Origin of the sequence: Dyadobacter fermentans DSM 18053, assembly GCF_000023125.1 — a bacterium.
In the GTDB taxonomy this organism is placed as follows: domain Bacteria; phylum Bacteroidota; class Bacteroidia; order Cytophagales; family Spirosomataceae; genus Dyadobacter; species Dyadobacter fermentans.
Map to the genome: position 1 here is coordinate 3,624,099 of NC_013037.1, position 24,719 is coordinate 3,648,817.

At 51.8% G+C, this 24,719-nt stretch carries 22 protein-coding genes; 18 read left to right on the plus strand and 4 right to left on the minus strand.

Annotation, left to right across the window (positions count from 1 at the left end; genetic code table 11):
• The first annotated feature begins 121 nt into the window (after positions 1-121).
• From DFER_RS14625 to DFER_RS14645, 4 genes are all read left to right on the plus strand, one after another.
• Positions 122-520, plus strand: coding sequence for a hypothetical protein (locus tag DFER_RS14625; protein ID WP_015812424.1), 399 nt, complete (start codon positions 122-124; stop codon positions 518-520).
• Positions 521-1,235: 715 nt separating this feature from the next.
• Positions 1,236-2,099, plus strand: coding sequence for a sensor histidine kinase (locus DFER_RS14635; protein WP_015812426.1), 864 nt, complete (start codon positions 1,236-1,238; stop codon positions 2,097-2,099).
• 4 nt (positions 2,100-2,103) lie between these two features.
• Positions 2,104-2,763, plus strand: coding sequence for a response regulator transcription factor (locus DFER_RS14640; protein ID WP_015812427.1), 660 nt, complete (start codon positions 2,104-2,106; stop codon positions 2,761-2,763).
• A gap of 93 nt (positions 2,764-2,856) precedes the next feature.
• A complete protein-coding gene (locus DFER_RS14645) occupies positions 2,857-3,537 on the plus strand; it encodes a type 1 glutamine amidotransferase domain-containing protein (RefSeq protein WP_015812428.1) in 681 nt (226 codons plus the stop codon).
• A 4-nt stretch (positions 3,538-3,541) separates the two neighbouring features.
• Here DFER_RS14645 and rfbC read toward each other — a convergent pair whose 3' ends face one another.
• On the minus strand, positions 3,542-4,087 hold the full coding sequence (rfbC, locus tag DFER_RS14650) for a dTDP-4-dehydrorhamnose 3,5-epimerase (protein WP_015812429.1): 546 nt from the start codon (positions 4,085-4,087) through the stop codon (positions 3,542-3,544).
• Between the two features lie 98 nt (positions 4,088-4,185).
• Between rfbC and pyrF the strand changes: the two genes are divergently transcribed.
• The 7 genes from pyrF to DFER_RS14685 all read left to right on the plus strand — a co-directional run bounded on the left by pyrF (position 4,186) and on the right by DFER_RS14685 (position 12,550).
• The gene (pyrF, locus tag DFER_RS14655; protein ID WP_015812430.1) at positions 4,186-5,010 is read left to right on the plus strand and encodes an orotidine-5'-phosphate decarboxylase; all 825 of its coding nucleotides are present in this window, start codon (positions 4,186-4,188) and stop codon (positions 5,008-5,010) included.
• 41 nt (positions 5,011-5,051) lie between these two features.
• Positions 5,052-6,281 (plus strand): diaminopimelate decarboxylase, encoded by a 1,230-nt coding sequence (gene lysA, locus DFER_RS14660; protein WP_015812431.1) that lies wholly within the window; start codon positions 5,052-5,054, stop codon positions 6,279-6,281.
• A gap of 122 nt (positions 6,282-6,403) precedes the next feature.
• Positions 6,404-6,850: a YciI family protein gene (locus DFER_RS14665; protein WP_015812432.1), complete on the plus strand. Its 447-nt coding sequence runs from the start codon at positions 6,404-6,406 to the stop codon at positions 6,848-6,850.
• A 122-nt stretch (positions 6,851-6,972) separates the two neighbouring features.
• On the plus strand, positions 6,973-9,576 hold the full coding sequence (gene clpB / locus DFER_RS14670) for an ATP-dependent chaperone ClpB (RefSeq protein WP_015812433.1): 2,604 nt from the start codon (positions 6,973-6,975) through the stop codon (positions 9,574-9,576).
• A 226-nt stretch (positions 9,577-9,802) separates the two neighbouring features.
• Complete coding sequence (locus DFER_RS14675; RefSeq protein ID WP_015812434.1) at positions 9,803-10,342, plus strand: type 1 glutamine amidotransferase domain-containing protein; 540 nt, start codon at positions 9,803-9,805, stop codon at positions 10,340-10,342.
• Between the two features lie 115 nt (positions 10,343-10,457).
• On the plus strand, positions 10,458-11,960 hold the full coding sequence (locus tag DFER_RS14680; RefSeq protein WP_015812435.1) for an ATP-binding cassette domain-containing protein: 1,503 nt from the start codon (positions 10,458-10,460) through the stop codon (positions 11,958-11,960).
• Between the two features lie 62 nt (positions 11,961-12,022).
• Entirely contained in the window at positions 12,023-12,550 is a 528-nt protein-coding gene (locus DFER_RS14685) for a dihydrofolate reductase family protein (RefSeq protein WP_015812436.1), read from the plus strand.
• Positions 12,551-12,597: 47 nt separating this feature from the next.
• Here DFER_RS14685 and porQ read toward each other — a convergent pair whose 3' ends face one another.
• Positions 12,598-13,689 carry a type IX secretion system protein PorQ gene (gene porQ, locus DFER_RS14690; RefSeq protein WP_229206004.1) on the minus strand — a complete coding sequence of 364 codons (1,092 nt, stop codon included), beginning with the start codon at positions 13,687-13,689 and terminating at the stop codon, positions 12,598-12,600.
• A gap of 85 nt (positions 13,690-13,774) precedes the next feature.
• On the opposite strand from porQ, the gene DFER_RS14695 reads away from it, so the two are divergent.
• From DFER_RS14695 to rbp, 7 genes are all read left to right on the plus strand, one after another.
• Entirely contained in the window at positions 13,775-15,334 is a 1,560-nt protein-coding gene (locus DFER_RS14695) for an acyl-CoA carboxylase subunit beta (RefSeq protein ID WP_015812438.1), read from the plus strand.
• Between the two features lie 166 nt (positions 15,335-15,500).
• Positions 15,501-16,775 carry a Gfo/Idh/MocA family oxidoreductase gene (locus DFER_RS14700; protein ID WP_015812439.1) on the plus strand — a complete coding sequence of 425 codons (1,275 nt, stop codon included), beginning with the start codon at positions 15,501-15,503 and terminating at the stop codon, positions 16,773-16,775.
• A gap of 52 nt (positions 16,776-16,827) precedes the next feature.
• Complete coding sequence (locus DFER_RS14705; protein ID WP_015812440.1) at positions 16,828-20,265, plus strand: DUF1080 domain-containing protein; 3,438 nt, start codon at positions 16,828-16,830, stop codon at positions 20,263-20,265.
• Between the two features lie 85 nt (positions 20,266-20,350).
• A complete protein-coding gene (locus DFER_RS14710) occupies positions 20,351-20,863 on the plus strand; it encodes an Xre family toxin-antitoxin system antitoxin (protein WP_015812441.1) in 513 nt (170 codons plus the stop codon).
• A 12-nt stretch (positions 20,864-20,875) separates the two neighbouring features.
• Positions 20,876-21,331 (plus strand): RES family NAD+ phosphorylase, encoded by a 456-nt coding sequence (locus tag DFER_RS14715; protein ID WP_015812442.1) that lies wholly within the window; start codon positions 20,876-20,878, stop codon positions 21,329-21,331.
• Between the two features lie 168 nt (positions 21,332-21,499).
• Positions 21,500-22,333, plus strand: coding sequence for an SMP-30/gluconolactonase/LRE family protein (locus DFER_RS14720; protein WP_015812443.1), 834 nt, complete (start codon positions 21,500-21,502; stop codon positions 22,331-22,333).
• A gap of 43 nt (positions 22,334-22,376) precedes the next feature.
• Positions 22,377-23,102, plus strand: coding sequence for an RNA-binding regulator (gene rbp, locus DFER_RS14725; RefSeq protein WP_015812444.1), 726 nt, complete (start codon positions 22,377-22,379; stop codon positions 23,100-23,102).
• A 51-nt stretch (positions 23,103-23,153) separates the two neighbouring features.
• On the opposite strand, the gene DFER_RS14730 is transcribed toward rbp, so the two are convergent.
• A complete protein-coding gene (locus DFER_RS14730; RefSeq protein WP_015812445.1) occupies positions 23,154-23,522 on the minus strand; it encodes a DMT family protein in 369 nt (122 codons plus the stop codon).
• Positions 23,519-24,709: a nucleoside permease gene (locus tag DFER_RS14735; RefSeq protein ID WP_015812446.1), complete on the minus strand. Its 1,191-nt coding sequence runs from the start codon at positions 24,707-24,709 to the stop codon at positions 23,519-23,521. Before DFER_RS14735 ends, DFER_RS14730 begins: the two co-directional genes overlap by 4 nt.
• Between the last annotated feature and the right edge of the window lie 10 nt (positions 24,710-24,719).

Genomic DNA, 24,719 nt, shown 5'->3' on the forward strand with positions numbered 1-24,719 from the left:
TATACTGATTTACAATTAGTTACAAATAAACCGTTAAATCAATTGCAAACAGCTTGCTTGACCTTCCTTAGACCGGTCTTTACATTTACATTGGTTTAATTGTCACATATTAACTAGAACAATGGATACAAAAAGATTCACAGGCCGGGAGGGTCGGCTGATCTCGGTGTCAGAAGCCCAGGAACTTACTTCTCCGCACCAAAAAAGGGAACGCGATTTCGCCGCCAGAGGTGAAAATTATGTCAAAGCAGAATTTTTCGGCATCCACACGTTCAATGATCTGATCAAAATGCATGGTGAAAATTGTGTGGGTTTCCGGGTGTATTATGGATTGAGGGATGAGGAAGAAGATGACGACTCCAAAAAAGAGCGATTCAAAAAACCTACGCCCCGACTCGTCCTTGTTCCGGTCGATGAAGACGGCAACGACATTATGAGAGATGCTGCCGGTGGCTTGAAAGATATGCCTGTCCAAGGCGGGGCCATGACAGGCGGACCACTTTGCCCACGCCAATGTTAGGAAGCCGAAAGATCGTTAATCGATTCGTGTATGTTCGATAGCTACTTTGCATATATTGTAAAAAATCCTATTTCTTCTATTGCAGTATTTGTCACAGTTTTACCTCTAACACTCGCTATTGTCAGAAGAGCATTTTTGGACCCATCATTGAGATTGCTTTTCTGCTACCTAGTATTGAAGTTCATAGTTGACCTGTCCATGCTTCATTTTGCATCGAACAGGACTAATAACATTATATTTTATAATCTGAGCATCCCGCTTTTTTACACACTATTGGGCGGGATGTTTTATTTTAAGTTCCAAGAAAGAGTGCAAAGGCAATTTCTGATCGCATCGATAGTCGGACTTTTCTTTTTTAGTGCCTGGGACGTAATCAACTCAAATGAAGACCTGCATAATATGAGGGAACATAGAGTTGTGCTGTATTCCAAAACCGTTGAAGGCGTTTTGATGATCTTATTGATCCTACTGTACTTTTACGAGATTATCAAATCTCTGCAAATACCTAACTTACTGACGTTCCCATTTTTCTGGGTTTGTTCTGGACTACTGCTGTACTATTCGAGCCTGATATTTATAGCACCGGTCATTCACTATGCATACACCTGGAATAACACAATGGATTTGGGCATAACCGAGGTCATTCCCAGCATTTTTGAGATACTTTGCGCATTGCTTTTCAGCGTGGGCATCTACCATTTTTCACCCAGGAATTATGCAAAACAGTGAAGAACTGAAATGGGCACTGCTGATTGCTTCCATGGCCATGCTGGCCATGGCGTTTTGCATGATTGCGTTCGTGATGTATTACCAGAAGAAGCGCTTCGAGGAAGAAAAGAAGATCAACGACATTGAAAAAAATTACAACCGACTCCTCCTCGATACCGCGTTGAACTCCGAAGAAACGGAACGAAGGCGGATTGCGCAGGATTTGCACGACGATATCGGCACAATGCTCTCACTCACCAAGCTTAGTCTCAATCAGTTGAGTAAATTGGTAGCCAGCTCGGGGGACGAGAAAGAGGAAAGCATTATGAAAAAGTCGCAGTCGCTCGTGGAAGAGACCATCCTGCACGTGCGGCGCATCACACGGGACCTCGTACCCACCACGCTCGAACGTTTCGGACTGATGGAGGCGATCGAGGAATTCATTCACAAGCTGGAAGAGAACAACAACCTGGTGATCGCCTTTCAGTCCAATACAGAAGAATTTCCGCGTCAGGGCCAGAAACTGGAACTGACGCTTTACCGCATTATGCAAGAGCTGGTGAACAATGCGATTAAGCATGCCAGCTGCACAAAAATCGATATTGTGCTGGAAATCGACGAAGAAATGATAGGTTTGCGGGTTACCGACGACGGCGTCGGCTTCGACCCTGAGAAAATAAAGGAGAGCAACCTGGCCGGTCTCGGTCTGCTGGGAATCGAAAGCCGGCTGGCGATCGTGAACGGGACCGTCCAATATGAGCAACCGGCCAAGGGCGGTTCGAGCGCCATTGCGAGGATTCCGGTCAATCCGGCGTCCGGTAACAAACCTGAACCTTTACATCCATTCCGCCGGGAGCGTGTGAATATTTAATCCTATGAGCACCCTTAAACTAGGAATCGCCGACGATCACGAATTGTTCAGAAAGGGGTTTATCTCCATGCTGAGCGGCATTCCCGATTTCGAATTCATACTGGAAGCCGGCAACGGCCAGGAACTGCTGGACCGGCTGCCCGCCAATACGCCCGACATCGTCTTCATGGACCTGCAAATGCCCGTGATGGATGGCATACAGGCCACGGAAGCCGCTTTCGAGCGCTTTCCGAACATCAAGATCATCGTCGTTTCGATGTATAATGAAGACCGTTTCGTGATCCACATGCTCGAAAAAGGCGTGCAGGGATATTTGCTGAAAGATACCAGTCCCGACGAAGTGGAAAAAGCCATCCGGCGCGTGCACGAAGAAGGTTTCTACTACAACGACTTCGTGTCCAAGGCCATGCACCGCAAAATGGTGAACCGGCAGGTCAACAAGCACCCATTCTTCCCGAATGCATGTAATGTGGCACTTTCATCGCGCGAAAAAGAGGTACTGCAACTGATCTGCGACGGACTTTCAACCACAGAAATCGGCGATAAGCTTTTCATCAGCGTCCGCACAGTCGAAGGCCACCGGTTACGGGTTTTGGAAAAAACAGGCACGAAAAGCACCGCGGCGGCTGTCGCATTTGCCTACAAAAACCAGCTGCTGAGCTAAGCACAATGCTTTCATAGTGGGAAACTTCCGGGGTTTGTGCTATATTTCCCGGGGGCATCCATGGCCCCATCCACGGCCATTCCACATACAGCTATGAAAGTCCTGATCGTTTGCACGAACCACGATTCCTATCCTGCCAAAACCAATAAAACAGGTCTCTGGCTGAATGAATTGACGCATTTTTACGATGTAATGGCCAGGCGACGCATCATCATGGATTTTGTGAGCCCGCTGGGCGGCGCCATACCGGTGGACGAAAGGAGCCTCGACCTGAAAGACGAATGCAATGCGCGGTACTGGGAAGACGCCGCATTCCGCGAGAAGCTGCAAAATTCACTCAAACCATCCGACATTATCGCCAGCGACTATCGCGTGATCTACTTTGCCGGGGGCCACGGCGCGATGTGGGATTTTGAAGAAAATATCGAGCTGCAAACCATCGCCCGGACGATCTATGAACGCAACGGCATGATCATCGCCGTGGCGCATGGCGTGTGCGGATTGCTCAATATCCGGCTTTCGGACAACACATTGCTCATCCAGGACAAATACGTAACCGGATATTCCAATGTTGAAGAAGCACTGGTAAGCTTTGTCAGCGAAGTGCCATTTTACCTGGAAGACAAATTAAAGGAGCACGGCGCGCATTATACCAAAGCCATGATACCGTTCGTCGAGTTCATTGAAATGGACGAACGGCTCATTACCGGGCAAAATTCGCATTCCGCCCGGAAAGTAGCCAGCAAAGCGCTTGAAGAGCTTTTTGAAAAATAACTTATTACTTCGTCAACTCGCCGAACAGGGAGCGGAAAGTAGGAAGCACCAGATCTTTTTCGGAAACGATCGGATCGGCAATGCCCCAGTCGATGTTCAGATCGGGATCGTTCCAGAGAATCCCTGACTCCGACTCTTTATTATAGAGGTTAGTACACTTGTAGCTGAAAATCGTATCCTCCAACGCCACAAAACCATGCGCGAAGCCTTCCGGAATGTAGGCAATGTTGTTTTGCTCGCCGCTTAGTTCGAAAACTTCGTGCTTTCCGAAAGTAGGTGAACCCGGACGGATATCCACCGCCACATCCAGCACCCTACCCGTGATCACGCGCACGAGCTTGCCCTGCGCAAACGGCGCATTCTGAAAATGCAGGCCCCGCACTACGCCCTTCTTCGAAAACGACTGGTTGTCCTGCACAAAATTCACAGGCAGCCCGAGTTTGGTAAATGCTTCCTCATTAAACGATTCAAAGAACATCCCACGGTCGTCACCGAAGACCCTTGGAAAAATTTCAACTAGACCGGCAATGGAAGTTTCTCGAATCTGCATATAGGAGTAAAGTGTTGGTTATACCAAAGTTTAATGTTGTGGCAAATTTATGAATCTATTGATAGAGGTTGTAATTTCGCCGCAATATTTACAAAATCATGACGTATCAAGAGCTCTTCCAGCAAATTTCGACTAAAAGGTCTTATTTGTGTGTGGGATTGGACACCGACATCCGCAAAATCCCGGCGCATTTGTCGAAAACCGACGATCCTATTTTTGAATTCAACAAGCAGATCATCGACGCCACCGCGGACCACTGTGTTTCGTACAAACCGAACATCGCGTTTTACGAAGCATTGGGCCCAAAAGGTTGGGAGAGCCTTCAAAAAACCGTCGAATACATTCCAAAAAGCCATTTCACGATTGCTGATGCCAAGCGGGGCGATATCGGGAACACTTCGGGATTGTACGCCCGCGCATTTTTCGATAAAGCATCATCCGGCCTTGATTTCGATTCGATTACCGTGGCGCCTTACATGGGCAGCGACTCGGTAACGCCTTTCCTTGCATTCGAAAACAAATGGGTGATCCTGCTCGCATTGACCTCCAACCCTGGCAGCGCCGATTTCCAGCGGCTCGATGTGGGCGACGCTGCCTTATTTGAAAATGTCCTGCGCACGTCGCAAACCTGGGCGGGTGCCGAGCGCATGATGTACGTGGTAGGCGCAACGCAGGCTTCCGATTTCGAGAAAATCCGCACCGTTGTGCCCGACCATTTCCTCCTCGTGCCCGGCGTGGGCGCGCAAGGCGGTAACCTGGAAGAAGTTTCGAAGTTTGGTATGAACAAAAGCTGCGGCCTGCTCGTGAATGCATCGCGCAGCATTATCTACGCCGGCAATGGAACCGATTTCGCCGAAAAAGCCAAACAGGAAGCCCGGGCGCTCCAACAGGAAATGGCCATTTACCTAGACAAATATCTCTAATTACATCATTCCGGCACATTGCGTGCGATCCATATCTCGAAATGCAACTCTCTGACCACTACCCCTATTCGATCCAGGGAATCGACCCGATCCAGCTTACCAAGCAGTATGGAAGCCCACTTTACGTGTACGATGGCGCCACCATCCGCCGAAAAGCGGCCGAGCTGCAATATGCATTTGCGGGGGTGAATATGAAGATCAAGTTTGCCTGCAAAGCCAATACTAACCTCGCGATTCTCCGACTGATGCGTGAAATCGGGGTAGAACTCGATGTTGTTTCTCCGGGAGAACTTGAAATGGGGAAAATCGCCGGGTACGATGCCAGCCAGATCACTTTCACGCCCAGCGGCGTGGACTTTGAGGAAGTGCGCGAGGCGGTGGAAACGGGCGCGATCGTGAATGTCGACAGCCTTCCGTTGCTGGAATGGTTTGGCCAGACATACGGCAACTCAAAACCGTGCATGATCCGCATAAAGCCCAATGTAGCCGCCGGCGGGCATACCAAAATCATGACTGCGCACGCCGATTCCAAGTTCGGGATTTCGGTACTGCTGCTGGACGAGATCCTGGAAATGATCAAAAAATACGATATCAAAGTGATCGGCCTGCATCAGCACACCGGTTCGGACATCAAAGACGCCGAGCCGTTCCTGAAAGTAGCCGATATTCTCCTGGAAACCGCAAAGCATTTCCCCGATCTCCAAATCATTGATTTGGGCGGCGGCTTCAAGGTTTCTTACCTGCCGGGCGATGCCATTACGGATATGGATTTGCTGGGTAAAAAGATTTCCAAACGCTTCCGGACATTCTGCGAGGAATACGGGCGCGATTTGCAGCTCTGGTTTGAACCGGGCAAATTCCTGGTGAGCGAATCGGGTTTCCTGTTTGTGACCACCAACGTGGTGAAAGAAGATCCCGCGCGCAACTTCGTGCACGTGGATTCTGGCCTGAACCACCTCATCCGCCCGATGATGTATGGCTCCTACCACCACATCCTCAACATTTCAAACCCGAAAGGCGAGCCCAAGCATTACAATGTAGTGGGTTACATCTGCGAAACCGACACATTCGCGACAGACCGCGAGCTGCCCGAAGTACGCCAGGGCGATGTACTCGCATTCCTCAACGCAGGCGCCTATGGCCTCACGATGAGCTCCAACTACAATGCCCGCTTCCGCCCGGCCGAAGTGCTGATCGACAATGGCGAAGCGAAACTGGTGAGGCGCCGCGAAACGATGGAGGACTTGCTGAGAACACAAACCGGCCTTTAACAACCGGCCATCAATATTACCGAAAGCTGCATGGGACACCGTGCAGCTTTTCTGTTTTCAAGCCATTAGTTTTCAGCCAAATTTGAATACTTTTAACCATAACCTACTGAAAATCGACAACTATGAAAACGCTGTATTGCACACTGCTCGCCTGCCTGCTTTCTGCCGCGGCCCACGCGCAAAACGCCTACGATTCCACCCTGGCCAAAAAGCTCGGCGCGGATGAATATGGCATGAAAAAGTACGTCATGGTGTTCCTCAAAACAGGAAGCGCGACGAATGTTCCCAAAAGCTCTTCCGACAGCGCATTCGCCGGCCATATGCAAAACATTAACCGCCTGGTCGAAAGCGGGAAGCTCGTAGTGGCCGGCCCGTTCTTCAAAAACGACAAATACCGGGGCATTTTCATACTCAATACTGATTCCATCGAGGAAGGCCGCAAGCTGGTGGAAACGGACCCGGCGGTGCAGGCGAAATTGCTCGATATGGATTTGCTGCTGTGGTATGGCTCCGCGGCACTGGCCGAAACACTCGAAATCCACAAGAAGATCGAGAAAAAAAGCCATTAATTCTTGCCATTTTGTCCGAAACACCCCTCTCCCATCCTTTTTTCGAGACAAAATTTCCGATTTAACCAGCAGGCACACCGTTTTTCCAATAGCGTTGGAACATTAACAAAGCGATCAACGCCATGAACTTTAACCAATATACCATTAAGGCACAGGAGGTGATCCAGCACGCGGCCCAGATGGTGCAGGGCAACCAGCAGCAAGCCATCGAAACCGGTCACGTGCTCAAATCCATCCTGGAAGAGGACCCCAACACTTCATTATTTCTATTGAACAAACTCAATATCAGCGCGGACGTTCTCGATAACCGTTTGCAAAAGATATTGGACGGCTACCCGCGCGTGAGCGGAGGCCAGCCCTACCTGGGCAACGACATGGCCGCTGCGAGCGGCAAAGCGCAGAATTACCTGAAAGAATTCGGCGACGAGTTCATCAGCATCGAACTGCTGATGCTGGGTATTCTCAGCGGAAAAGATTCCACAGCAAACCTGATGAAGGAGCTGGGTTTCAAAGAGAAGGAACTGATCAATGCAATTAAAGAACTTAGAGGAAAGAATAACCCTGTGAAAGATCAAAATGCGGAAGCCAAATACCGCTCCCTGGAACGGTACAGCAAAAACTTGAATGAATTGGCCAAAGCCGGAAAAATTGACCCGGTAATCGGCCGCGACGAAGAAATCAGGCGCGTGTTGCAGATTTTGAGTCGCCGTACCAAAAACAACCCGATCCTGCTCGGCGAGCCGGGTGTAGGTAAAACGGCGATTGTGGAAGGACTCGCCCAGCGCATTGTGCAGGGCGACGTTCCCGAAAACCTGAAATCGAAAACAATCGTGTCGCTCGACATGGGCTTGCTCATTGCCGGCGCGAAATACAAAGGTGAATTTGAGGAAAGGCTGAAAGCGGTTATCAAAGAAGTAACCGATTCGGAAGGCGAAATCGTGCTCTTCATTGACGAGATCCACACGCTCATCGGAGCCGGTGGCGGCGGCGAAAGCGCAATGGACGCAGCGAACCTGTTGAAACCGGCCCTCGCCCGCGGCGAACTGCACGCGATAGGCGCAACCACATTGAAGGAATATCAGAAATACGTCGAGAAAGACAAGGCATTAGAACGCCGATTCCAGGCGGTAATGGTGGATGAACCGAACATTTCCGACGCAATCAGCATTCTCCGGGGTATTAAGGAAAAATATGAACTGCACCACGGCGTGCGCATTCAGGACGATGCGGTGATCGCCGCGGTAGAGCTTTCGAACCGCTACATTAGCGACCGCTTCCTGCCCGATAAGGCCATTGACCTCATGGACGAGGCCGCTTCGAAATTGCGACTCGAAATGGACAGCGTACCCGAAGAACTCGACGAACTGAACCGCCGGATCATGCAGCTCGAAATCGAGCGCGAGGCGATCCGTCGTGAAAATAACAAGGACAAAGAAACCGTCCTGAACAAGGAAATCGCCGATCTCAGCGAACAGCGCAATGCATTGAGAGCCCAATGGGAGAATGAAAAAGGCAAGGTAAACGAGGTGCGCTCGCTGAAAGAGCAAAGCGAACAGCTGCGTCTCGAAGCGGAACAGGCCGAACGTGCGGGCGATTTCGGAAAAGTTGCGGAGATCCGCTACGGACGCATTCCGGAAGTGAATGCGAAGCTGGAAGAACTGCAAAAATCCGAAAATGCGGAAAGCCTGATGCAGGAAGAGATCACGCCGGAAGACATTGCGGAAGTAGTAGCGAAATGGACGGGTATTCCGGTGAGCAAAATGCTGCAAAGCGACCGCGAAAAACTGCTGCAACTCGAAGAACACCTGCACCAGCGCGTAGCCGGCCAGAATGAAGCCATTGAAGTCGTTTCCGACGCCGTACGCCGCAGCCGCGCAGGCTTGCAGGATGCGAAACGCCCCATCGGCAGCTTCCTCTTCCTCGGCCCGACCGGCGTAGGTAAAACCGAACTCGCGAAAACGTTGGCGGAATACCTCTTCAATGACGAAAACGCCATGGTCCGCATTGATATGAGCGAATACCAGGAGCGCCACGCGGTAAGCCGCCTGGTGGGAGCGCCTCCGGGATACGTGGGTTACGACGAAGGCGGCCAGCTTACCGAAGCCGTACGCCGCAAACCGTACAGCGTGATCCTGCTCGACGAGATCGAAAAAGCGCACCCGGACGTTTGGAATATCCTGCTCCAAGTGCTCGACGAAGGCCGCTTGACCGACAACAAAGGTCGCGTGGCAAACTTCAAGAACACGATTATCATCATGACGTCGAACATCGGCAGCCATATTATCCAGGAAAAATTTGCTGAGGATGAAGGCTGGAATCACACGCTGGTGGTGGAAGAGGCCAAACAGGCCGTGCTCGATCTGCTGAAAGCTTCGGTAAGGCCCGAGTTCCTGAACCGGATCGATGAGATCGTGCTGTTTGAACCGCTGTCGCTGAAAAACATCCGCAAAATTGTGGATATCCAGTTCAAAGGCATTCAGAACATGCTCAAAGAACAGGGCATCACGCTCGACGCAACCGACGAAGCGCTTACCAAACTCGGCGAAGACGGGTTCGATCCGGCATTCGGTGCACGTCCATTGAAACGCGTGCTTCAAAGAAGAATCCTGAACGAATTATCGAAAGGTATTCTGAGCGGGCACGTGGCGAAAGATTCGGTGATCATGATGGAACTGGATTCCAACGGCGAGCTGATCTTCGAAAATGTAGGCGGTGTAGAGATCTAATTCACAGAATAATGCTAATTCAGAGAGCGGCAGCAATGCCGCTCTTTTTGTTTTCCCCAAATCGCGAAGTGGGACGGCCCGCTTTCCCAAGTTGTGGAGCCGCCGTTTGCGCTACCTATCGCGTGCTCGTCCAAATGCAAGCCCCACAAACTGGCATAATTTTTGTACAATTATTTACCCCAATAATCTAACCTTTAATCTTTAACGAGAATCCATGGAACAATCAATGAATTTGATCAAAGTCGCTATACTGGTTGCCGATGGATTTGAGCAGGTCGAAATGACATGCCCCAGAAAAGTCCTAAACCAACACGGAGCGACTACTCACGTTATCTCGCCCAACAAAGACATCGTAAAAGGGTGGAGCCATCTCGATTGGGGCGAAAACCACAAAGTGGATGTGCCGCTCGACATGGCCCGCGCCGAATACTACGACGCGCTGCTGCTTCCTGGCGGTGTAATGGGCCTGGACGCCTTGCGGATCAACCACAAAGCGGTCGATTTCGTGCGCGCATTCTTCTTTGCAGGCAAGCCCGTAGCGGCAATTTGCCACGGACCACAAATCCTGATCGACGCCGACGTTGTGCTGGGCCGCACCCTCACCTCTTACGCCGCCATCCGCCACGACCTCGAAAACGCTGGCGCCATTTGGGTGGACCAGGAAGTAGTTACCAACAACGGATTGGTTACAAGCCGCACCACGGACGACCTTTCGGCGTTCGTCGACACGATGATTAAGGAATTCAATATGGAACTACATCAGTAGCTACACCGACACAAAGTCAAACGCTTAGCAACGGCATCCCGAAACGGATGCCTTTTTTGTTTCCATTTCAGGCCAAAATTTTGGTATTTGCCCCTTCATTATTTTGCCTTTCCGAATGACACTCATTTCGCTACAAAACGTTTCTGTCCGCAAATACGAATCCACCGTCCTTTCCGAGATTAACTGGAATATAGAAGAAGGAGAAAACTGGGCGATCGTTGGCCCGAACGGCGCCGGTAAGTCGGTGCTGCTGGACGTACTTGCGGGCAGATGGCCTGTTTTGAATGGCAAAATCAGCTACGCATGGACGTCGCCGCTGCGTGAAACGATCGAACTCGCTTCGAACGACTATTCCTTTAATCGCATTGTGAGTGCCGGCGCCGAATATTACCAGCAGCGGTTCCACGCCTACGAGTCCGAGCGTGCACCTTCCGTGCGCGCGATCCTCACCGACCAGCTGAAACCGGTCGGCACCGTGGACGATAAATCCGTGACGCTGGCCCCTTCAAAAGTGACCGACGACGAGTTAGCGCGGGTAAGCGGACTGCTGTCCATTACCCATCTGCTCGACCACCCATTTGTGACCCTTTCCAACGGCGAAACGCGACGGATGCTTTTGGCAAAATCCCTGTTGAAAGAACCGAAGGTGCTGATGCTCGACAATGCATTCAGCGGCCTGGATGTGCATTCGCGGGAAGTACTTCGAAGTGCCTTGACGGAACTGACTATTCAAGGCGTCACCATCATCATGGCCACCACAGCCACCGAAATACCCCCTTGCATTACCCATGTGCTCGAACTCGAAGCAGGGCATATCCGCGCAAAACAGGCCGTAGGAACATTCCAATCGGGAGCAGGCCACGCGCCGCATTTCCCCCAGCCCGACCCGCAAAAGCTCGCGCATTTTGGACATCCTGAATTTACGGACTTCACAAACGCGCTCGATCTCCGGAATATCCGCGTCAAATACGGCGAAGATCAGATCCTGGACAGCGTGAACTGGAAAATAGCGAAGGGTGAAAAATGGGCGCTATCCGGCCCGAACGGCTCGGGCAAATCCACATTGCTCAGCATTATCACTGCCGATAACCCGCAGCGCTTTGCGAATGACTATGATTTGTTCGATCAGAAACGCGGCGGCGCGGGCGCATCGATCTGGGATATCAAGCAGAAAATCGGACACGTTTCGCCGGAGCTGCATTTGTATTTCCCTAGAAACACAACTGTTTTCAAGACGATCGCATCCGGCTTTTTCGATGCTACGGGCGTTTTCTTCAAAAAACTCACCGAAACGCAGATCGAACGGGTACATGAGGTTGCCGAACTCCTGCACGTGCATGAACTGATCGAAAAGGACTTCTCCCAACTATCCAAAGGACAGCAAAGAATGGTGCTGCTTGCCCGTGCATTGGTCAAAAACCCGCCGCTGCTCATCCTCGACGAGCCTTGCCAGGGGTTGGACGCAGATGCGATTGATTATTTCAAATCGGTAGTCAATGCAATCTGCGATACCGACCAGCGCACGCTGATCTACGTTTCGCATTACCCGCATGAAATTCCCAGCTGCGTGACGCATTATTTGAAACTGGAAAAAGGAAAAGTGCTCGAATCGCTCTGACCGTTCCAACTATTGCCCCAAAACGGCCATCCTCTTTTTCTGTATCAAACTAATCAGCAGCTATGACCAGAAAAGTATTCGTTTACATTGCCGCTAGCCTCGACGGCTACATTGCCAAGCACGACGACGACCTGACGTTCCTGTCCCTCGTGGAGCAACCCGGTGAAGATTATGGCTACGCCGAGTTCATCGACACCATCGATACGGTAATCATCGGTCGCAAAACATATGACAAAGTGCAGGCAATGGGCATCGAATATCTCCGGGCCGACAAGGAGTACCACATCCTCACACGCACGCCGCGAGCGCAGGAAGGCAACGTGCGCTTCCACACCGGCGACCTGAAAACGCTTATCGAAGGCCTGAAACAAAAAGGCGGTAAACACATTTTCGTAGACGGCGGCGCCGAAGTGGTCAACCAGCTCATACGAATGGACCTGATTGACGAATACATCGTGTCACTGATCCCCATTCTGCTTGGTGACGGCATTCGCTTATTCCACGACGGTCGGCCTGAGCAAAATCTCGCTTTCGTGAGCAGCAAATCTTTTGAAAAAGGTTTGGTACAACTGCATTATAAGCGCAGGTAGCTCAACGGCAATTTCACATTACATTCAAGCGCAGTCCACGCGTTACATCAATGGACGGGCCGGGCTTTCACCGGCTCGTCCCATTTGTTTCTGGCGAAGCCATTTTTGAGATTCATCACAATCGAAATAGAACTGCTGCCAAAGCCCGGCACGTATTGCGCCCGGCCGTAGCCGACTTCAAACCGCTTGATGCGCAGCCACGCACCGAAAGAAAAACCAGCCAGTGCGCCGCGGTTGTTCAGTCTGAGTTCCTGCCTTTTCAAATGGTCGTAACCGAGCAGAATGCGGAAATTGGAATGCGCAATGAATTCCGCGCCAATGGACAAATGCCTGCCCAGCTTTTCGGCAATTCCCACTTTTTTCGGCAGCCTGTTGCCATTGATATCGTAGGTATAAAACAAGTTGGGATCATTATAAACCATATCGAAACGGTTTAAATGGTGCGCGGTGAGCGACACGCGAATGGGCATGTATTTCGGCTTGAAGGTCACCCCTACGCGCAGGTCCAACGGCAGTACCGGCGTCGTTGCACCGTTGTAGTTTTGTCTTAAAAACCCAAAGTTCTTAGCGACGAAACCGATCGTCAAATCTTCTCTCGGGTGCCGGAACGTAGCTCCCCAGTCGAAGGCCATGCCCCATGCCTGATAACTCTCGATCGACGCGCCCACAAATTTGGCCGTCGCACCGAGCGTGAATGCACCTATCGTATGACCGTAACCGGCTGATAATCCGTAATCCGCAGCGCGGAACTCGCCAACCACATTGCCGATATCGTCGGTTTCCTGCATAGTACCGTAATTCAGGTATTGTAAGCCTACGGCCCAGATGCCGCCGGTTTTGCGGATGCGGTTGGCATAACCGAGGTTCACAAACCTGGTATCGGCCAGGTAGGGCATCAGGTTCAGCGACACGTTATTGACCTTCGCGGTATCCAGCAATGCGGGGTTTTGGAGAAACAGCGCGGGGTCATTCCCCTGCGCGGTGATGTGGTTGGAACCCAGCGCGGTACTGCGGGCCTGAGCGGGCAATTGCAGGAAATCGAGACATGAACGGCCGCCTGTTACCTGGGCAAAAGACGCATTCCACGGCCAGCAGAGCCATGCGATCAGGAATAGCACACCGCAGCCAGGCAACCTCATAAACATCCAATAATTTCCCGAATCATTAAAATGCAGCTATATTTATAACCGTTCACCAGCAAATGTAACCATATCCCCGCATTACATGGAATCCCGATCAGCCGCTGCTTCAAAAAAAGAACTTTTAGATCAAAAAAATGCCGAGGCCGAACTCGGGGGCGGTGAAAGCAGGATTCAGGCGCAACATGCAAAAGGTAAACTTACAGCCCGGGAACGCATCGCGATCCTGCTCGACAAGGGTTCTTTTGAAGAAATAGGCCGGTTTGTGATGCACCGCAGCAAGGATTTCGGACTCGACAAGGAGCATTACCTCGGCGACGGCGTGGTAACCGGCTACGGCAAAGTGAATGGCCGGCTGGTGTACGTTTTTGCGCAGGATTTCACGGTTTTCGGCGGGTCGCTGTCGGAAACGCATGCTGAAAAAATCTGTAAGATCATGGACCTGGCCATGAAAAACGGCGCTCCGCTGATTGGATTGAACGATTCGGGCGGCGCGCGGATTCAGGAAGGCGTGCTGTCGCTGGCGGGGTATGCCGATATTTTTTATAAAAACACATTGGCCTCGGGCGTGATCCCTCAGATTTCGGCAGTAATGGGCCCCTGCGCGGGCGGGGCCGTGTATTCGCCTGCGATCACCGATTTTATCTTAATGGTTGAAAACACGAGCTACATGTTCGTGACGGGGCCTAATGTGGTAAAAACCGTGACGCACGAGGAAGTGACGGCCGAAGAACTCGGCGGAGCCATGACCCACGCTACCAAATCGGGCGTGACGCACTTTGTCTCTGCCAATGAGGTCGAATGCCTGCAAGCGATCAAAAAGTTGCTGAGCTACATGCCCCAGAACTGCGAGGACGAGGCGCCGCGGCAGCCCTACACACCCGGCGACGAGCTGCGTCCCACCCTGAATACCCTCATTCCCGAAAGCGCCAACCAGCCTTACGACATGCGGGAAGTTATTACAGAGCTCTCCGATCCCGACAGTTTTTTTGAAGTACATGAAAATTTCGCCGAAAATATCGTCGTAGGCTTTTCCCGCATTGCTGGGCGCAGCATTGGTATTGTAGCCAACCAACCTGCGGTACTGGCCGGCGTGCTCGACATTCACGCAAGCCAGAAAGCCGCCCGTTTCGTGCGTTTTTGTGATAGTTTCAACATTCCGCTACTGGTTTTGGAAGATGTTCCCGGCTTCCTGCCCGGCACCGACCAGGAGTGGAATGCGATTATTACCAACGGCGCCAAGCTGCTCTACGCGTTCTGCGAAGCCACGGTGCCGCGCATTACGGTAATTACGCGCAAGGCCTACGGAGGCGCGTACGATGTGATGAACTCGAAACACATCGGTGCGGACATGAACTTTGCGTGGCCGTCCGCCGAAATTGCCGTGATGGGCGCCAGCGGTGCCGCCGAGATTATTTTCAAACGCGAGATCGCCCAGGCGGAAAACCCCGTGGAGAAATTGCAGGAAAAAATCGACGAATACACGCATAAGTTTGCCAACCCCTACCGCGCCGCCCACCGGGGCTATATCGACGAGGTGATCCACCCCGACCAGACCCGCGCCAAGCTGATCCGCGCATTTGAAATGCTCGAAAACAAGGTGGATGTATTGCCCCGGAAGAAGCACGGCAACATTCCGTTGTAACGAGCACGCAGCCTGTATTGTGCCTTTTTTGAACTTTTCGACGCCATTCCGTGGCCTTACCCGATTAATGTGCGGTAATGCCTGGGAATGCTTTGGCGCATTCCTGATATTGTCATAATTTCACAAGCACTTAGTATTCATTTTATTTCCTAAAGAACCTTAACTAATGAAAGAAGAGAAAGGAGCCTCCAATTCGCGGAGGCGCTTTATCAAAGGCTCACTGGCGACGCTGGCGACGTTTTCGATCGTCCCCCGGCATGTGCTCGGAAAAGGTTACCTCGCCCCCAGCGACACGCTCACCAAGGCCATCGTAGGTACCGGCTCCATGGGCCGCGGCCACATTCCCTACGCGGGTACGAAAGTGGTTGCATTATGTGACGTAGACAAGCGGCACCTCGAAACGGCCGTTAACATGGTCGATAAGGGTGTTAAAACCTTTTCGGACTACCGCGAGCTGATCCAGCTGCCCGAAGTCGACATCGTGCACGTTGCCACGCCGCCGCATTGGCACGGCATTATCGCCGCCGACGCCGCCCGTGCGGGTAAGGATGTGTGGTGCGAAAAACCGATGACCCGAACCATCGGCGAAGGAAAACGCCTGGTGGAGGCCGTGCAGCAGCATGGACGCGTGTTCCGTCTCAACACCTGGTTCCGTTTCGAAAGCAATTTCTACGGAATGAACACCACCGTAAAACCGATTAAAAAACTCGTTCAGAGCGGCTTGCTGGGATGGCCGTTGAAAGTGACCGTGAGCAAGCATACCGGCTTCGACTGGAAGTTTTATTGGGTAGGTAAAACAAACAACGTACCTCAGCCGGTGCCATCCGAGCTCGACTATGAAATGTGGCTCGGCCCGGCGCCCTACAAACCATATAGCGAACACCGCGTGCACCAGACATTCCGCGGCTACTGGGATTACGACGGCGGCGGACTAGGCGATATGGGCCAGCATTACATCGACCCCATTCAATATTTCCTCGGCAAGGACGATACCAGCCCCGTAAGTGTGGAAGTGGATGCCCCTCAGCAGCATACCGAAGCCGTAGGGACCTGGCGCCGCATTAACTACACTTACGCCGACGGTTGCCAGATCGTGCTCGACGGCGAGGCCAAGGACGACAAAGTGGCCTACATTGAAGGCCCGAAAGGGAAACTGTACCCTAATTTCAAATCCGACATTCCGGACCTGGAAAAGAAACTGGCCGCATTCCCTGATCCTGAGCCGCAGGTTACCGACTTCGTGGATGCTGTGAAAAACCGTAAAAAATTCGCACTGAACGAAGAAAACGGGCACCGCTCCTGCACAATCGTGAATATGGGCCTCATCGCGTTACGCCTGGGCCGTTCGTTGAAATTCGATCCTGACAAACAGGAATTTATCGATGACGAAGGCGCCAACCGGCTCATTAACCAGCCAATGCGCGCTCCCTGGACCATTTAAGAAACCTAATAGCCAAGCCAGCAAGCCCACGGCTCAGGCACCGGCATATCCGATGAAAAAAAGACTACACCATATTCTGGCCCTCTGCCTGGCTTCCTCGCAGCTCATGGCCCAAACCGACAATGCGCTCGACGCCAAGGTGAAGGCGGTATTGTCGAAATTCCCCTCGCAAAACGAGGCCGCATTGAAGAAAAACATGGAAGAACTGGCGCAGCTCGGCAAACCGGGCCTTGTACAGATCGCCTCCATGCTCACGCCTCCCGGCAAGGGCGACAATACAAAAATCCAGTTCGCATTGGGCGGATTCAGCTATTATGCTTCGCAGGCAGGTAAAGAGGCGTTGCGCAAGGACGCCGCCGAAGCCTATGGCGAAGCATTGTCCAAAGTAGCCGACCCTGATAGCAAGAACTTCCTCATTTACCAGCTCCAAACGGTTGGTAGAGACGAATCGGTGGATGTTTTGAAAGGTTATCTCAAAGATGAAAGACTTTCACAACCCGCCGCCCGGACGCTCTCGCGCATTGGCTCGCCTGCTGCCGGTGCCGCATTGCTGCAAGCGCTGGGGAATGCCGGCGGAAGCGTGCAGCTTGCCATTACCGAGGCATTGGGGGATGTTCATTACAAAGAAGCCGCACCGGCTATCGAAAAAACGGCAGCCAGCGCTGAGTCGGACCTCCGAAAGGTGAGCCTTTACGCCTTGTCTGAAATAGGCGTTCCTTCTTCCGAAAATACGCTGGCAAGTGCCGCTCAAAAAGCATCCTACCGCTACGACGTGACGGATGCAACGGCCGTTTACCTCAAATATCTGGCAAAACTAGCCGCCAACGGCCATGGAGCTACGGCTGAAAAAGCGGCGCTCGCGTTGATAAAAGCTACGCCCGACGTTAAGCAATCGGCCACGCGTTCTTCGGCATTGAAGATTTATTCGGATATCAAAAAGCGGGAATCCGTGCCGGTGCTCGTCAGTGCCCTGCAAAGCACCGACGCGCAATATCGCGCAGCGGCATTGAAACTCGGACAGAAATACCTCATGGCCGACGGCACCACGCCCTGGCTGAATGCATTCAAAAAAGCAAATCCGACGGTTCAGGCGGAGATTATCACCATGCTTGGCCATGCCGAATCGAAAGACGCATTGCCTCTTGTACTGAAAGCACTTTCCTCGAAAGACAACAAAGTAAAAACAGCTGCAATATGGTCGGCGGGCAGAATCGGGCAGGAAAGCAGCATTGCAAAACTGATCCCGGTTTTGAAAACGGCCAATGCCGACGAAATTGCAGCGGTAAAAAGCAGCTTGCTGACCATTAAAGGCGCCTCGCTGGCGGACCAGGTGGCTGCGGCCATTCCCCGCGTACCAGCCCCCGCACAAGCCGCGCTGATCGACGTGCTCGCGGCCCGCGCCGCCACTTCGAAACTGCCGGTAGTATCGGCGCAGTTAAAAAGTGCTGATGCGGATGTGCGAAAATCTGCATTCAATGCATTAAAATCCCTGGCAACCGCCAACGACCTGCCGCAGCTTTATGCGCTGCTCAATGGTGGCGGCTCGGCCGAGGAAATTGCGGCTACACAGGCTGCTATCGGCGCGGCGATCAAAGAAAGCGGCGATACCAACAGCCAAACAGAAGCGATCCTGAAACAAATGCAAGCCTCGCCCGCCGACAAACAAGGCAATTACCTGGCGGTACTGGCCGGCATTGGCGGTAAAAAAGCGCTAGCCGCGGTGGTAACAGCTTACGGAAACGGTGATGCGGCTAAGAAAAAGTCCGCCATCGCAGCGCTTTCCGCCTGGGCGGACGCAAGCGCAGCGAAAGAGCTCCTTTCAATCGCCGGCAGTACCAGCGATACCGACGATTTTCAGACCGCATTGACAGGCTACGTGTCTGCCGCTTCAAAATCCGGCAAAACGCCTGCCAACAAGGTACTGATGCTCCGTGAGGCGCTTGCCATTGCCAAAACGGATGCGCAGAAAGAAGCGATCATTAAAGAGTTGGGACGAAACAGGACTTTCAATTCCCTCCTGCTGGTGGGCAAATACCTGGATAATGCAGGTACGCAGCAAGCCGCTGCCCAGGCTGTGATGAGCATTGCGCTGGCTAACAAAAACCTGTACAGCACCGAAATCCGCGCGCTGCTCACCAAGGCCGGACCGCTTCTGAAAGGTCAGGATGCCGATTACCAGCGGGAATCGATCCGTAAGCATTTGGCCGAAATGCCGGCTGGCGAAGGATTCGTGTCGCTGTTTAACGGCAAAGACCTCTCGGGCTGGAAAGGTTTGGTCCAAAACCCAATCGCCCGCCGCAAAATGAGCGCCGATTCGCTGGCCTACAAGCAGAAAAAGGCGGATGAAGCGGCATTCAAGGATTGGTTCGCAAAAGACGGCGAGCTGGTTTTCTCCGGTCATGGCGATAACCTTTGCACGGCAAAACAATACGGCGATTTCGAAATGTACGTGGATTGGAAAATCCAGAAAGACGGTGATGCGGGCATTTACCTGCGTGGGACGCCGCAGGTGCAGATATGGGACACCTCGCGCGTAAGCGTTGGCGCGCAAGTGGGTTCGGGCGGACTTTATAACAACCAAAAGAACCCCAGCAAGCCGTCCAAAGTAGCGGATAATGCCATTGGAGAATGGAACACCTTCCACATTACGATGATCGGCGACCGCGTGTCTGTGGACCTGAATGGGGAAAACGTGGTGGATAATGTGGTACTGGAAAACTACTGGGACCGCAATCTGCCGATTTTTGCCAAGGAGCAACTCGAATTACAGGCGCATGGCAACGAAATCCATTACCGCGACATTTACGTTCGGGAAATCCCGCGTCCAGAGTTTACATTGCCCGAAGTTGAGCAGCAAGACGGCTTCAAGGTTCTTTTCGATGGCACAAATATGTTTGAATGGGTTGGCAACAAAACCGACTACTTCATCCAGAACGGTGAACTGGTGGTTGATCCTAAAAAAGGCGGCAAAGGCAATCTCTACACCAAGGACGAGTATAGCGACTTTGACTTCCGTTTTGAATTCCAGCTTACGCCGGGTGCGAACAACGGTCTGGGCATCCGCACACCGATGGAAGGCGACGCCGCCTACGTGGGTACCGAAATCCAGATCCTCGACAATGACGCCGAGATTTACAAGGACTTGAACGAATACCAATACCACGGCTCGGCCTATGGCATTATTCCCGCAAAAAGAGGCTTCCTCAAACCCATGGGCGAATGGAATTACCAGGAAGTGAGGGTGCAGGAATCGAAAATAAAAGTAACCCTGAACGGCACCGTGATCCTCGATGGCGACCTCGCCGAAGCCAGCAAAAACGGCACGGTAGACCACAAAGACCACCCGGGATTGAAACGAACAAGCGGCCACCTCGGATTCCTCGGACACGGTTCCGAACTGAAATTCAGGAACATCCGCATTAAAGACCTGAGTAAAGCGGCGCCGGAGCCGGTGGAAACAGGGAAGAAAAAAAGTAAAAAGAAAAAGTGAAAAAATGCCCTGCAACTTGCGGGGCATTTTTAATTTCGTACCTTAGTATAAAAATGGATTAGAGAGAGTATAAATTTAAATCCACATGAAAAAACACACACCAAAGCAATACCTCGAAGCCGACGACACGCCGGGCGCTGCATTCAATGAACCTTATGCTGCCTATCATGGCGCACCGAATCCAGGCATCATCTTCAAAACTCCCCTCCATCGGCCCGAGAGCCAGATGACCAGCTTCCAGAAAATCGATATGATCCGGAAAGGGATCAGTAAGAATGATTTTGAGCGGTTTAAGAACAAAGCCGGCCTCGATTATGACCAACTGGCTCATGCATTGTCGGTGGCGCGTGCTACCCTCATTAATAAAAAAGGGGATGAGAAATTCAACCAGGCGCTAAGCGAGCGGATCGTGAGCCTGGCGGATATCTATTCTTATGGTTATGAGGTTTTTGAAGATGTGGAGCGCTTCAATAGCTGGGTGTTCAGGCCGAACCCGGCGCTGGGCGGTCAGCGGCCTTTTGATTTTCTGGACAATCAGTTTGGCCGTGAAGAGGTCAGAAACATGATTGGCCGGATCGACTATGGCGTTTACTCTTAGGCGCTGTTTCCGATGATCGTGCACAGAATCGGGCGTACACGTTATGCCCGCGACCTCGACGGCGAAGGGGCGCGCCTGCATGGCGGCCGCTGGAACCACCCGCTCACTCCCTGCATTTATACCTCGGAAAGCCGCGCGCTGGCCTTGCTCGAATATACAGCCAATGTGAATATCGACGACATCCCGCGATCGCTCAGCATTACAACGTTCGAAATAGATCCTGCCTATATGCTCGACCTGCACGCCAGCGCATTGCCCGGCGACTGGAAAAATGCGCCCGCGCCTGCTTCCACGAAGGATTTCGGCACGGCATTGCTTCGGAAGGCCGATTATGGGATTATCAGAATACCCTCCGCCATTATGGACGACGAATACAATTACCTGCTCAATCCGCTGTTTCGGAAAACGGTTGCCTATTCCATCCAGTCGGTCCGCGATTTTATTTACGACGTCAGGCTCAAATTATAGAAAAAAATTAAAAAATGCCCCCTTGGAACAGATTGGGCAATTTTATTTAGCTTTGATATAATAATCAGAAAATCAAGTTCAAGAAAAGTAAATAAGCCGAGTTTGGCTCTTGATATGAAAATGTACTCTTGTTCCTAACAGACAGATTTATTTTCAATTTCAAACTGTATGAAAACCAAACATTTCCTGATTGCATCGCTGCTAACCTCATTCACTGCCCTATCCACTCAGGCACAACATTCGCTTACCCAGCTATGGTCTTCGGAGGCATCGCTGCCGGTTCCGGAATCGGTGCTGTACAGCGCGGCGGGGAAAGCGCTTTATGTGGCGCAGATCGACGGTAAAGCAGGTGAAAAAGACGGCAAAGGAGGTATCGCGAAGGTCGGCCTCGATGGCAAGATCATCGCGCAGGACTGGGTAACCGGCCTGAATGCACCGAAAGGAATGGGCATCAAGGGCGGCAAACTGTTTGTGGCCGACATTACCGAGGTTGTAGAAATCGATATCAAATCGGGCAAAATCGACAAAAAGCATCCGGTAGAAGGCTCCAAGTTCCTGAACGACCTCACTATCGACTCCAAAGGCACGATTTACGTTTCCGACTCGGACACCAAGAAAGTGCATGCGATCAAGGACGGCAAGGTTTCAACCTATTTTGAAGACCTGACCCGCCCGAACGGCTTGCTGGCCGTGGGCAGCGACCTTTTGATCGCCGATAGCGGCACTTTGAAAAAATTGAGCCCTTCCAAACAAATCACTGTGCTGGCAGAAGGAATGGACAAAAGCACCGATGGCATCGAGCAGGTGAAACCGGGCGAATATATTGTTTCTTGCTGGGCAGGTGTAGTGTATTACGTTAAATCAGACGGAACAACCGAAAAATTGCTCGATACGACTGCTGAAAAAACGAATTCGGCAGATATAGGTTACGACCCCGTGAAGAAGATCGTGTACGTCCCTACATTCATGAAAAACAATGTCGTGGCATATCAATTAAAGTAAATATATTTATAACATCTAAATCAATAAAAAACAAGGCGTTTCCATGGACATTTTTGTTGGGAGTCTTTCTTTTAAGTTAAGGGAAAGCGAGCTGCGTGAAGCTTTCGAAAAGTATGGCAAAGTGAGCTCGGCGAAAATTATCATTGACAAGATCACGCGTCAAAGCAAAGGTTTCGGGTTTGTTGAAATGCCCGATGAAGTGGAGGCCAGAACCGCCATTAATGCATTGAACGGGGCGGATATGTACGGCAGGCCACTCGTTGTGAATGAATCCCAAAAGAGAGAACCCAGAGGCGACGGCGGAGGTTCTTCCCGGCCCGATAACCGCAACCACGAGGGCGGCGGCTATAACCGGGAGGGAGGCTATAACCGTGAAGGCGGATACAACCGCACGCCACGACCGGCCGGAAACGATGCTCCGGGCGGCGGCAGGCCTTATCCTTCGGATGACAGAAATACAGGCAGAGACTATAACCGGCCGTCGGTCGATGACGACGATCAGGACGACGACGACGCACCAAGCAGACCAACCCCGCCCGACCGCAGTTTCAGCGACCGGGGCTTTGGAGGAGGTGGTAATGCGGGAGGTGGTTTCAGGCAGCCCGATAAGCAGCGCGATAAAGGCCATCACGACCGCGGCCATAACGACCATAACCGCCACCAGCAAGGAGGCAAACCGAAGTTCGAAGATCGTTACAGCAGTAAAAAAGGCGGAGGCGGATCGAAAGATTACAGCCGCCGTATCAATGACGACGACGACGATTGGTGATAAGAACCAAATGCTATAAAAAAGGCCTGCAAGCAACTTGCAGGCCTTTTTTCATTTCCTGAATATGAAGTAAACCGCCAGGACCAGAAAGACGAAGCCGACGAAGTGGTTCCATCGGAACGTTTCGGTTTTAAAAAATAGCAGGGTAAAAACCATAAAAATGACCAGGGTAATTACTTCCTGGATCACTTTGAGCTCTACCAGCGAAAACGGGCCGCCGTTTTCCTTAAACCCGATCCGGTTGGCCGGTACCTGGAAACAATATTCAAACAGGGCTATTCCCCAACTGATGAGGATAATGGAGAACAGCCCCAGTTTGCTGAACCATGCCATCTCCTTGAATTTAAGATGCCCGTACCACGCCATCGTCATGAAGGCGTTGGACAAAATCAGCAGGCCGATGGTCAGGAAGGATTTCATGCCGCAGCTTTGACCTTATTATCCCGGAAGAATAATACGAAAAGCACCAATACCACCGCCGCAATGCCCGCAGGCACCATCCAGATCGACGTCCAGTTTTTGACGCCATCCACGGTGTACATATCCGCCACCACACCCGAAATCCACGAACCGATACCCATACCGATACCGTAGGTAGCGATCGAGATCAACCCCTGGGCTGACGAACGGTATTGTTCGCCGGCTTTGCTGTCGGTGTAAATCTGGCCGGTTACGAAGAAGAAATCGTAGCAAACGCCATGCAGAACGATCGCCAGGTAAAGCAGCCATTCGCTGGATGCATCGCCATAGCCGAAGCCGATGAAACGGATAATCCACGCGATCAGTCCAACTACCAGCATCCATTTCACGCCGAAACGGGCGAATGCAAGCGGGATAAGGAGCATAAATACGACTTCCGAAGCCTGGCCGAGCGACATTTTATTCTCCACGTTGGTCATACCCGAGTCGGTGAGCGAAGGGTTGGCCATCGCGTAGTAGAACGAAAGCGGGATACAGATCAGCAGGGAAGAAATGAAGAAGATCGCAAATGAGCGGTCTTTGAACAACTTAAACGCATCTAGTCCCAGAATGTCGGAAAAGGAAGTGTGCGAGGTTGGTTTTGGAGGCGTATCGGGCAGAAAAAACGAGTACACACCCAGGAATGCCGCGGTGAACATGGAAATTTTGAAGATCAATGCAGTACCGCCGATCTCGTAGTAACCGATGATATTGGTTACCGCGATCCAGGCCACTGTTCCCATCACGCGTATCGCGGGAAAGTCCTTTTCGGAATTGGTCACCTGCTGCATGGCAATCGACGTGGTAAGCGACATGGCGGGCGCAAATGTGATACAGTAGGCCAGAATCACCCAGAAAAACGTATCAGGGTCTTTCACTTCCGAAAGCACATACAGAATGGCGGCGCCTGCTATGTTCAAAATCCCAAGCACTTTTTGCGCCGCAAAATAACGGTCGGCGATCATTCCCACGAAGAATGGCGCGATGATCATCGCAATGGAGAATGCGGCATAGGCATTTCCCACCTGGACGCCCGTTGCGCCCAGCTCGGTAAACATATACTTGCTCATTTGCCCATACCATGAGCCCCATATAAAATAGAGCAGGAACATCATGGCCATCAACTGAAAGCGGGTCGAGTTTTTCATAAACTAGGTT